The sequence below is a fragment of the Acidobacteriota bacterium genome, assembly GCA_019347945.1.
Lineage (GTDB): Bacteria > Acidobacteriota > Thermoanaerobaculia > Gp7-AA8 > JAHWKK01 > JAHWKK01.
The window spans coordinates 12,022-22,514 of sequence record JAHWKK010000007.1; the positions used below are offsets into that span (position 1 = coordinate 12,022).

10 protein-coding genes are annotated in these 10,493 nt (G+C 62.6%); 7 read left to right on the forward strand and 3 right to left on the reverse strand.

Features of this window, described 5'->3' with window-relative positions; all coding sequences use genetic code 11:
• Window positions 1-17: 17 nt before the first annotated feature.
• Entirely contained in the window at window positions 18-521 is a 504-nt protein-coding gene (locus tag KY459_06120) for a hypothetical protein (GenBank protein ID MBW3564282.1), read from the reverse strand.
• A gap of 176 nt (window positions 522-697) precedes the next feature.
• Between KY459_06120 and KY459_06125 the strand changes: the two genes are divergently transcribed.
• Genes KY459_06125 through KY459_06140 form a run of 4 tightly spaced genes read left to right on the forward strand, consistent with a single transcriptional unit; the run spans window position 698 to window position 5,615 of the window.
• Window positions 698-2,974, forward strand: coding sequence for a DNA internalization-related competence protein ComEC/Rec2 (locus tag KY459_06125; GenBank protein MBW3564283.1), 2,277 nt, complete (start codon window positions 698-700; stop codon window positions 2,972-2,974).
• A gap of 32 nt (window positions 2,975-3,006) precedes the next feature.
• Entirely contained in the window at window positions 3,007-3,339 is a 333-nt protein-coding gene (locus KY459_06130) for a hypothetical protein (protein ID MBW3564284.1), read from the forward strand.
• Entirely contained in the window at window positions 3,336-4,271 is a 936-nt protein-coding gene (miaA, locus tag KY459_06135; protein ID MBW3564285.1) for a tRNA (adenosine(37)-N6)-dimethylallyltransferase MiaA, read from the forward strand. The genes KY459_06130 and miaA overlap by 4 nt, the downstream gene beginning before the upstream one ends.
• 18 nt (window positions 4,272-4,289) lie before the next feature.
• Window positions 4,290-5,615, forward strand: a complete 1,326-nt coding sequence (locus KY459_06140; GenBank protein MBW3564286.1) for a hypothetical protein — start codon at window positions 4,290-4,292, stop codon at window positions 5,613-5,615.
• Here KY459_06140 and KY459_06145 read toward each other — a convergent pair.
• Both KY459_06145 and KY459_06150 read right to left on the reverse strand, forming a co-directional pair.
• Complete coding sequence (locus tag KY459_06145) at window positions 5,599-6,273, reverse strand: hypothetical protein (protein MBW3564287.1); 675 nt, start codon at window positions 6,271-6,273, stop codon at window positions 5,599-5,601. The genes KY459_06140 and KY459_06145 overlap by 17 nt on opposite strands.
• On the reverse strand, window positions 6,257-6,679 hold the full coding sequence (locus KY459_06150) for a response regulator (protein ID MBW3564288.1): 423 nt from the start codon (window positions 6,677-6,679) through the stop codon (window positions 6,257-6,259). Before KY459_06150 ends, KY459_06145 begins: the two co-directional genes overlap by 17 nt.
• Before the next feature lie 22 nt (window positions 6,680-6,701).
• Between KY459_06150 and KY459_06155 the strand changes: the two genes are divergently transcribed.
• Genes KY459_06155 through KY459_06165 form a run of 3 tightly spaced genes read left to right on the forward strand, consistent with a single transcriptional unit; the run spans window position 6,702 to window position 10,478 of the window.
• Window positions 6,702-8,351, forward strand: coding sequence for a SpoIIE family protein phosphatase (locus tag KY459_06155; protein ID MBW3564289.1), 1,650 nt, complete (start codon window positions 6,702-6,704; stop codon window positions 8,349-8,351).
• Window positions 8,352-8,397: 46 nt separating this feature from the next.
• Window positions 8,398-9,267, forward strand: a complete 870-nt coding sequence (gene murQ / locus KY459_06160; protein ID MBW3564290.1) for an N-acetylmuramic acid 6-phosphate etherase — start codon at window positions 8,398-8,400, stop codon at window positions 9,265-9,267.
• A 59-nt stretch (window positions 9,268-9,326) separates the two neighbouring features.
• On the forward strand, window positions 9,327-10,478 hold the full coding sequence (locus KY459_06165) for an anhydro-N-acetylmuramic acid kinase (protein MBW3564291.1): 1,152 nt from the start codon (window positions 9,327-9,329) through the stop codon (window positions 10,476-10,478).
• Window positions 10,479-10,493 lie beyond the last annotated feature (15 nt).

The following is a 10,493-nucleotide window of genomic DNA, read 5'->3' on the forward strand; positions in this document are numbered from 1 at the left end:
CTCGTGAGACTGGTGGCTTATCTGCCTTCCAGCCCGGGCTCGACGATCTGGAAATGCTGCTCGTTGACCCTCTCGTCGCCAACCCAGATCTCGGCGCGGTAGTCCCCGACCTGCCAGCCGGTCGTGTTGGCCGAGAAATTCAGGTACTTCTGACCCGGAGAGACGGACTTTTCTTCGCCGTCACCGATGGCCATCTCGCCCGGTCCGTACCACATGACCATGACGGCGGCATCCACGGGGGCATCGCCGACTTCCATCGCGACATAAACAGTCTCGCCGGGCGCGAAATCGTCTCCGCCTTCGCCGATGAGGACGGAACCGTCGGTGTTGAGCTCGTGTCCGATCGTGACGTCGTCGATCCATGTTTGTGCGTTCAGAGGACTGACGTCGTCCTGCGCACCGACACCCGGAACTTCAGTCGTCGAGGCCTCGGGTGGCGCCTCGGATGCCTCTTCACGGCAGGCACCGAGCGCCAGAACGAGCAATACTGACATCACTGCTATCAAGAATCTGTTCTTCATCCTTTTTTCTCCTTGTCAATCATGTGATCCCTACACAGATCACCAGCGCAGCGTCATGCTGCAATCGGGGCGTTGAGTGGCAAAAGCGATGCCGAGAGGCTCGAAACCGGTGGAAAATCAGTCCAGGAGTGTGACAGGATGAGTCCCGTCACCCGCCCGACTGCCCGGCTTCCGTCATGGAACGGACGCCGATTCCCGCCGCCCATCCCGTTCTCGCGCTGCTCTGCTGCCAGGCCATCGTGTCGGCCGGAGGAGTGCCGGTGCCGGCGCCGGTGCTCGTCTCCGGCGTGGCGATCTGCTGCGTCGGTCTGTTTCTGCCGGACCGCCGGGTGGTCCGGGCGGGGATCATCGTCATCGCGTTGTGGGCCGGGTCGTGGGCGGGGTTGAGGGAGAAGGAAGCGCAGACTCGCGCGGCCGGGATCGCGGGGGAGCTGGCCGGCCCTCGATTCGCCGAGCTCGTCGTCGCAGTCGAGAGCTCATGGTGGGAGAGGCCGGCGGGTAGTGTTCTGGATGCGCGAGATTTCGTACTCATCCGCGGTGGTGAGAAGCGGAGAATCGATCTGCCGATCCGTATCTACGCCCCCGTCGAGGTGCCCGCTCGACTGCTCGATCCGGCGGTGAGCCATCTGAGGTTGAAGGGAGCAGTCGGGCGATCGAAACAGACCGGGCAGCTCTACGTCTCGGTCAAATCGTGGAGGCTGGTCCAGCCGGTCCCGGGACCCGGCCGACTCCTCGATCTCCGAGCAGTCAGCCGCAGGCTCGGGACCGCTCTCGATGCTTTGGCGGCCGAGGCGCCGGAGCGGGTCGGGACGATCGCCCTGGTCAAGGCGGTCGCGCTCGGCAAGGACGAATCCCTCGACGAGCCCACCAGGGAGAGGTTCAGGCGAGCCGGCACTTATCATCTGCTCGTCTTTTCAGGGCTGCAGATAGCTCTGGCTGCGGCCCTGATCATTCGCTGCGCGGAGCTCCTGAATCTCGGGCGGTTGCGATATCTGGTGCTGATCTTCGTCGCTCTGGCGAGCCCTCCTTTTGCCGGCGCTGAACCTTCGGTCACGCGCGCTGCGCTGATGGTCGGTCTTCTCTCTGCGTCGAGGCTGGCGACCCGGCCAACGGGCATGGAGAACCTCCTTTTCGTTTCCCTCGGACTGAGACTGCTGACCAGTCCAGCCGAGCTCGGCGATCCCGGGTTGTGGCTCACCTATGCCGCCACCGGAGGGTTGATCTTCATCGGCAAACCGATGGCCGCTCGATGCAGGGGACCTTTGATGAAAACAGTCTGTTTCGGTCTCGCCGCCGAGGTTGCCACCACTCCACTCACTCTCCTCTTCTTCAGTCATTACGTGCTGGGGGGCGGACTCGTGACGATTGCGGTCGCGCCGCTCATGACGCTGGTGCTCGCTGCTTCGTGGTCGATGATGTTGTTCATCGTGGTCGGCTGGGAACTGGTCGTGAAGGTACTCCTCGACTTTCTTCACCTCCTGTTCGAGGTGATCGAGATGGTCAACGTCTTTTCGGGAGAAGTGCTCGATCTCGGCCATTTCGCGCCTGCCCCGCCTGTCTGGCTGGTGATCGTTGCGTTCGCTGCGGCCCTTCTCATGATTCTCCTGGAGCGACATCCGATCCTTATCGCCTGCTGTCTCGCGATGCCGGGACTCGTCTCCATTCTCGGCGGAGGCCAGGAGCTCGTGAGCACGCCCTCGGTCACTGTGCTGGACGTCGGGCAGGGAGATGCGATTCTTCTTCAGGACGGCTCGGTCACCATGCTGATCGACGGGGGCGGACGAAGGAACGATCCCTCCTTCTGGCGCCGCGTGCTGGTTCCCTCATTGATGAAGGCGGGGGTCAACGAGCTCGATGTCGTCGTCCTTTCCCATCCCGACGCGGATCATTGCGGGGGACTGCCGGGTCTGGTCGAAAGAATTCGGGTGGAAAGCGTCTGGATGTCGCGGCGTCACGTGCGGGAGCCGTGCGCTCGGGATCTCTTAGCCGCGGCTCTCGCGCGGGATACAGGGATCGTTTTTCTCAGAGATGGACACGTGGAAGAGGTAGGGGAGTTCCGGATCGAGGCGATCGTTCCCCGTCTCCGGTACAAGAGGTCCCCGCTGAACAACGGCTCGGTCGCGCTGCGGGTCAGGGCGAACGGCGCGAGTCTGCTGCTGGCAGGGGATCTGGAGGATGAAGCGGAAAAAACGCTTGCCGAGGAGGAAGGGGAGAGGATCAGGGCGGACTATCTGAAGGTGGGTCACCACGGAGCGCGCCGCTCGACGACGGAGGTTTTTCTCGACGCGGTCAGGCCGTGCAGGGCTCTCATTTCAGTGGGCAGAGACAACCCGTTCGGCCATCCCCACCCGGACACCCTGAAGAGGCTTCGCTCGAGGCGGGTCCGCATTCACCGGACCGACCTCGATGGGGCCGTGCGGCTGAGTTTTGATCCGGTGCCTTGCCCGCGTTGACGTTCGCTGGTTTCGACCCTATGATTTTTGATATGGCCGGGATCGCGATGAGGGGAGGGCTCTGGGGTATTGTCCTCGTACTCGCGCTCTTTCTCTTTGCCGACCGCCAGGGGGGGGAGGGCGTTTTGGCCGAACTGATCCAGGATGGGGTCCTGATGGTGATCGCCCAGGTCTCGATTGGCCTCCTCGTGCTCGGCGGGATCCTTTCGGTGATTCCGAAAATCCGGTTTTCGAAGCCGAAGTGCAAGGTTTGCGGAACGAAGGTCGACCCCGGCTACCTCTACTGCAGGCGTCACCTGAACACGATTCTCGAGACCGAGGACAATCGCCGCAGGACACTGAACGTACGAAGACCCGACGTGTGAGCACACCGGGTGTTCCGCTGGTGGTGATCGCGGGTCCGACCGGCTCCGGGAAGTCGGATCTGGCGTTGGCGGCCGCCCGGCAGCTCGAGGGGGAGATCCTCAACTTCGACTCGGTTCAGATGGTTCGGGGATTCGACGTCGGATCCGCCAAGCCCTCTGAGGAATCAAGGAAGTCGATTCCTCACCATCTCTTCGACGTCGTCGATCCGACCGAACATCTGGATGCGGCACGATTCGTCGATCTGGCCCGCCCGGTCATCCGAGCCGTCGTGGAGCGTGGAAGGGTGCCCATTCTGGTCGGGGGAACTTTCTTCTATCTTCGTGCTTTGCTCGAAGGCCTGGCAGACATGCCGGGGCGCAACGAGGAGCTTCGAGGGCGACTGGCGAGGATCCGCAATCACAAATCAGGGCTTCGCTGGCTGCGATGGTGGCTCGAACGGGTCGACCCGGTTTCCGCCGAGCGAATCTCCCCAGCTGACAGCCACAGGATCGAGCGAGCGCTGGAGGTATGGCTCAGCACCGGCCGGCCGATCTCGAGCTACTCTCCCGACCGCCCGGGACTTTCCCGCGAAATGCGGACGGTGCAGATCGCGCTGCGGCTGGAGAGAGACGAGCTGCGAGGGCGACTCGACGCTCGGGTCGGACGGATGTTCGAGAACGGTCTCGTCTCCGAGACCAGGCGCCTGCTCGAGCGTTGGCCGTCCAGCGCGAGGGCCTTCGACGCGATCGGGTATCGCGAAGCCGTCGAGCTCATCCGGGGCGAAACGACCGAGCTCGAGGCAATCGAGCGTGTCCGCAGGCGAACATGGGCCTATGCGAGACGTCAGATGACATGGTTGAGAGGGGAACGGGAAATGCAATGGGTCGATGCCGGCGCTGATGCGGAATCGTTGGCTGATGATCTCGTCGAGATGGTTGAAGCTGCTCGCTGACGCGCAGGAAAGCCGTCGATGAACGACTACCCCCGGACATCTTTCATGCCCTCGCTTCGCTCGGGCGCGTGTGTCGCGTTGATTCTTCTCGCGACCGCCTGCGCGACCACCCCCGATGTCCCACCCGAGACCCGAAAGCCCCCGAGCCCCCGGATCGACGCGCTCGTGGACCCCGTGCTCGGCTGGGAGCGCGACGGAGACCCGCGAACCCGTGCGGCATCCGCGGCGTGGGAGGAATTCAGAAAAGGATGGATCGATCGAGCGGAGCGCGCGTGGCAAGAGCTGGCGAGCTCTCCCGCACAATTTCCTCCGGCACTGCTCGGGCTCGCCGCCGCGGCGATCGAGCGTGTCGAGTACGATCGGGCGGAATCGCTGATCGCTCGTGCGACGGCGCATCAGCGCTGGCTCGCTTCCGATATCTATTCGGCTCAGCTCGCGCGACTGCGGGGCGACATCGATTCGGCCGTAACGATTCTCTCGACAGTGATCGTCGACCCGCTGACGCCGGCAAGGATCAGGGATGTCTACAGGACGGTTCAGGCGGACTACATTGCCGATCTCTCATCGAGAGCGCGAATGAGCGACGACCCGCTGCAGCGGATCGCGCTGCTCGAACGGGCGCTCGAGGCAGGACCGATTTCCGAGGAGGGTCGTCGTCTGCTCGTGCGCGCCCATCTCTCGAGGGACGACGTCGCGCGAGCGAGAGAGACCCTGCAGCCGTTGCTCGGCACGGGTGCAGCGGCTCAGAACGAGACGCAGGCGGTTCTGGCCGACATCGAGGCCGCGGAGGGGAACTTCACCGCGGCGATGCGCAGACTCGAGCGGCTCGTCGAAGTCTCAGACGACCCCCGTTTCCGCACGCGGCTCGAGGAGGTGAAGGTCGCCTGGCACGAATCGACCTTGCCGCCCAGATTTCACGAGGCGGTCTCGTCGCCGGCATTGACGCGCGAACAGCTCGCCATCCTGCTCTTCTGGAAGGTGCCCGCGGTCCGGTTCGCCCGGCAGGTCTCGCAACCGCCGATTGCCGTCGATCTCCAGGGTGTCAGGGGCCGGGAAGAGATGGTGAGAGCTCTGGCGCTCGACCTGTTGTCGGTCGATCCTTCGAGCCGGCGCGCTCGTCCCTCCGAGCTGATCCGGACCTCGAGGTTCATCGAGGTCGCTGCGGCTGTGATCCGTCTATCGAGACCGGTGTGCAGCAATATCCCGATGGTCAGCGCACGAACGCTCCTGAGCGGATGCGGGATCGACACGAGCGCGCTCGGCGAAAATCCCGATGACCTCGTCGAGGGAGAGACAGCTTCCGCGATTCTGAATCAGATCGTCTCGATCAGCCCAGCAGGCTGAGCCGGGGGATGCCGTAGTGGCGGCGGATCTCTCTCACGAGAGTCGCTTTTTCAGTTCGCTCCCGGACGCGGTCGTCAGAGAATTGGATTTTCCGAAGTTGAGCCTCGACTCTGTTCTGCAGCGTCGATGCGACAGACTCGGGGAGAGCTCGCTCCACCTCGTCGAGAAGCCCGGTCTCGAGTGCCAGTAGAGCTTCGTCGCCTTCCGGCAGCGTCTTCGGATCGAGGCGGCGGATCTCGGAGGCCGTCGTCTTCAGAATACCGGCGATGCCGGATTCGTCCGACCGGGAAGCGGCCGCGTCGATCTCGTCCGCCAGGGCCGACAGTCTTCCGGCGATCCCGTCTTCTGGAAGGATCGCGTCCTCACCACCGACCTGAAGATCGCGTCTCTCCTTCCAGAGATCCCTGACCGCATGGGTGCAATAGCCGAGGCTGGAGACGTTTCGCCGCCTCCCTCCTTTTTTGTGAGATTCGAAGCATCCGTCGATTGCTTCGAGAACGATTGCGAGCGGGATTTTCGCGTCGAACCACTCGTTCATCAGCGCCCAGTCCTTTGCCGAGAGGACGAACGGTGTGCCCCGTCGTTCCGCAAAGCGGGACTCGATCTCCAGAAAGTATTCGGCGGGGTCCGGTGGCGTCGTGTCAGGATCTCGATTCAAGGATCTGTCGAAGCTTGTTCATCAGCTCGCTGACTTCGAACGGTTTGGCGATGACCGCCTGAACGTCGAAGTCGTCGAGGCCTTTCATCTTGCTCGAGCCGACCGCGGTCAGAACGACGACGGGCAGCGAAGGGAGATGATCACGCTCCTGAAGCCATTCGAGCACTTCCCAGCCACTGACTTTCGGCATCATCAGATCGAGCACGAGAAGGTCGGGTAACTGATTTTCGAGTTGTGCGATCGCCTCTTCCCCATTGGCCGCATCGCGCGCCGGGTAACCGAGCCTGTGAACGATCTGTCTGACGAGATTACGGATGGGCTGATCGTCATCCACAATCAGGATGTCGAGATCAGATGTCGTCTCCATCAGAATGTGCCCGTCGAGCGGATTTTGTTCAAGTGCCATCCACCTTCGCTACAATCTCGCGGTGTCTTCGTCCGAAGCGCCTGAGGTCATGATTCGAAACCCGGCGTTCCCACCGCGCACGATCCGTCTCGAGCCGGGGGCCGTGATGACGATCGGTCGTGCAATCGACTGTAGCATACCGGTCAAAGACAGGTTTCTCTCGCGGCGTCACGCCGAGATCCGATCTTCTGCTGGCGAATGGGTCGTCTGGGATTGCGACAGCGCGAACGGTACATGGCTGAATGGCGAACGGATCCGTGAGTCCAGGCCGTTGCGCGATGGAGATCGGATTCGGCTCGGGGATACCGAGATTGTGTTCTCTCTGCAATCTTCGACCGACCGGCTGTGGATCGCGGGTCACGACTCTCCAAGACCAGACATTTCGATCCCGCTCAACGAAGCGCTGAAGCCGGAGACCGAGACCCCGGTCGAGCTCGGAGGCGGAAGCGTCGAGCGGCTCATCAGGCTCTCCACGCTCGCCGGAGATCTCATCAACGACCATCCGGCCAATCAGCTGTTCGGTTACATCCTGGAAAGGGTGCTCGCTCACCTCGACGCCTCCAGAGCGGCTCTCGCCATGGAGGACGAGCATGGCGAGCTGACGGTCAGCGAGGTCCGGAGATCTACGGTCGATGATCAGTCGGAGCTGCGCATCAGCAGCACTCTCGTCCGGGAAGTCATGCACGACAAAAAGGTCGTTTCGTATGTCGACGTCGCGGGGAATGCCAGACTCTCCCAGGCGCATTCGATCGTGACGCAGGGGATCCGGTCGATCATCGCCGCGCCGCTCGTCGTGGACGACCGCGTCGTAGGAATCCTCTATGTCGACTGGGTTTTGCGTCAGACGCCGATCTCGGAAGAGGATGTTCGCCTCGTCGCTCAGATCGCCAGATTCGCGGCGATGAAACTCGAGACCAGCCTCTTGCGCGAAGAGGCGATCGCCAAGAAGCTGATGGACGAAGAGCTCAAGACGGCCTCGGCCGTGCAGGAGAGCCTTCTGCCCGACCTGTCGCCCCGGATTCAGGGATACACGCTCTACGGGCGCCAATATCCATGCAGGACGGTTGGTGGAGACTACTTCGACTTCGTCATCAGACCGGATGGCCGCCTCTATTTCATCATTGCCGACATCAGCGGAAAGGGCGTCACCGCAGCGCTTCTGATGGCGGGACTGCAATCGGCATTTCGAATCTTCGTCCGCAACGATCCCCTGCCGGCAAGGCTCGTCGAAGAACTGAATGAGACCACGATCGAGTCGACTCCGGCGTCGCGGTTCGTAACGCTCATCGCCGGTGTGCTCGAGCCCGCGACCGGTGCCGTCGAGCTCACCAATGCCGGCCACGTCTACCCCGTCATTCTTTCGCGAAATCCACGGGAATTGGCGGAATCGGATCTGGTCGTGGGGATCAGACGAGGGACACGCTACCGGGGTCATCGCTTCGTTCTCGATCGGGGTGACTCGCTGCTTCTCTTCACCGATGGGCTGAGCGAGGTCGAGAACCCGCTTGGAGAGCAGTTCCGGATGCGGTCGATTCTGGAGCTGGCTGACGCTTATCGCGGCTCGGAAGCACGTGAGATCGGGGAAAAAATCGAAGATCTCGTGACCTCGTTCGCGGCCGGACTCCCGTTCGCCGACGACCTGACAATGGTGACGATCTCGAGAAACCGATGATCCCCTCGAGCTCCAGCTGGCATCGAACACGTAAGTGGAGTCCGACGTGAGTCAGGAGAGGCTGGACAGCTCAATCAACATCGATCTGGTCGATACAGAATCCATTGTCGAAATGATTCAGATCGAGGACAGACGGGTCTTCGAAGCCCTCGAAGCTGCCCGCTCTCAGCTGGTTCGCGCGATCGATCTCATCACCGAAAGGCTGGTTGAAGGCGGGCGCCTCGTTTACGCAGGTGCGGGCACGAGCGGACGCATTGCAATGCTCGACGCATCGGAGCTCCCTCCGACCTATGGTGTCGAGCCCGACCTCATTCGGGTGATCATGGCGGGGGGAAAACGAGCGTACTTCGAAGCGGTCGAGGGGGCGGAGGACGACGAAGTGGCGGCGGTCAACGCGGTCAATGAGCAGGTCACCGCTGCCGATGCCGTGATCGGCGTTGCGGCATCCGGAACCACTCCTTTCACAGTTGCCGCCGTTCGTCGGGCAAACATGATCGGAGCGCTCACCGTCTCGGTGACCGGACGAAAAGGTTCGCCGCTCGCCGCCGAATCCGATATTCCGATCGTCCTGCAGACCGGGGCGGAAGTCATCATGGGCTCGACGAGGATGAAGGCCGGTACGGCGCAGAAGCTCGCGCTCAACACAATTTCCACCGCCGTGATGATCCGCCTTGGACGCACGTTCTCCAATCTGATGGTCGACATGCCTGCAACCAACCGGAAACTGCGAGCCCGGGCCGCTTCGATGGTTGCCCTCGCATCGGCGGTGGGCCGATCCGAAGCGGAGCGCGCGCTGAGCGAGGCCGGCGGTCGCGTGCGGACGGCGATCGTGATGGCAGCACGGAAGTGCTCGAGGCAGGAAGCGGAGCGGGCCCTGGAGGAGGCTGGCGGTAATCTTCGGGAGGTTCTCGGTTGAGAAGTATCGAAAGGCTGAGGGAGAAAGCCGCGCTTTCCACACGCCGGGTCGTCGGCCTGATGTCGGGGACATCCGTCGACGGGATCGACGCATGTCTGGTCGAGATCAGGGAGAGCGGGGGCGGCCCCGAGATCGAGATCCTGGCGTTCGAGAGCTTTCCTTACCCGCAGAAGATCCGTGAGGCGGTCTTTCGACAATTCAGGCCGTCGGAGTCGAGCGTCGAGGAGATCTGTCATCTCGACTTCCTGCTGGGCGAGCTTTTCGCTGCCGCCACGGTGAAGCTGCTCGAACGCCACGGGTACACGAGCAGCGATGTCGATCTGATCGGTACCGCGGGACAGACTTTGTGGCACGACCCGTCCACGATCAGGCAGAAGGTCGAGATCGACTGGCTGGACGAGCCGGTCGCCACACGCTCGACACTGGCGATTGGGCAGAGCGCCGTGGTGGCCGAGCGTCTCGGTGCCATTACGATCGGCGACCTCAGAGTTCGCGACGTCGCGGCCGGCGGGGAGGGAGCTCCGCTTGTGGCTTACGCCGACTGGGTTCTGCTCACTCATCCGGAGATGGGTCGCTGCGTTCAGAACATCGGAGGGATCGCCAACGTGACGTGGCTTCCGCCGAACGGCCGGCTCGAAGACGTCCTCGCATTCGACACGGGGCCGGGCAACATGGTGATCGACGCCCTTGCCGAGGTGGCCACCGGTGGTGAGAAAACCTTTGATGAGGACGGGGCTTTCGCGGCGGCGGGAACGATCCGGCAGGATCTTCTCGAGGATTGGATGAGGGATCCGTATTTCAGCAGAAATCCTCCGAAGACCACGGGCCGCGAGAGATTCGGAGTTCACTTCACCCAGCGGATCATCGCTTCGGCTCCGGGAGTGCCGATCGACGATCTCATTGCGACGGCGACCGCGCTGACTGCGCAGAGTATCGCGAAGGCGTACCGGGATTTCGTCGAGCCGATCGGGAAGATTCACCAGGTGGTGCTGGGGGGAGGGGGGACGAGAAATCCCGTTCTGGTCGGCATGCTGCGGAGCCTTCTTCCCGGAATCGATCTGCTCCACCACGAGGAGCTTGGAATCGATTCCCGCGCCAAGGAAGCGGTCGCGATGGCCCTCATTGCAAATGACTCGTTGTTGGGCAGATGCACGAACGTGCCCGGCGCGACCGGAGGACGCCCCGTGATCCTCGGAAAGATCAATCTGTGAAGCGCGTGTCGACGG

Bases quoted from the DNA above. Each gene is read 5' to 3' on its own strand.
- KY459_06120 (MBW3564282.1), bottom strand. From the start codon at position 521: ATGAAGAACAGATTCTTGATAGCAGTGATGTCAGTATTGCTCGTTCTG.
- KY459_06125 (MBW3564283.1), top strand. From the start codon at position 698: ATGGAACGGACGCCGATTCCCGCCGCCCATCCCGTTCTCGCGCTGCTC.
- KY459_06130 (MBW3564284.1), top strand. From the start codon at position 3,007: ATGGCCGGGATCGCGATGAGGGGAGGGCTCTGGGGTATTGTCCTCGTA.
- KY459_06140 (MBW3564286.1), top strand. From the start codon at position 4,290: ATGAACGACTACCCCCGGACATCTTTCATGCCCTCGCTTCGCTCGGGC.
- KY459_06150 (MBW3564288.1), bottom strand. From the start codon at position 6,679: ATGGCACTTGAACAAAATCCGCTCGACGGGCACATTCTGATGGAGACG.
- KY459_06165 (MBW3564291.1), top strand. From the start codon at position 9,327: ATGTCGGGGACATCCGTCGACGGGATCGACGCATGTCTGGTCGAGATC.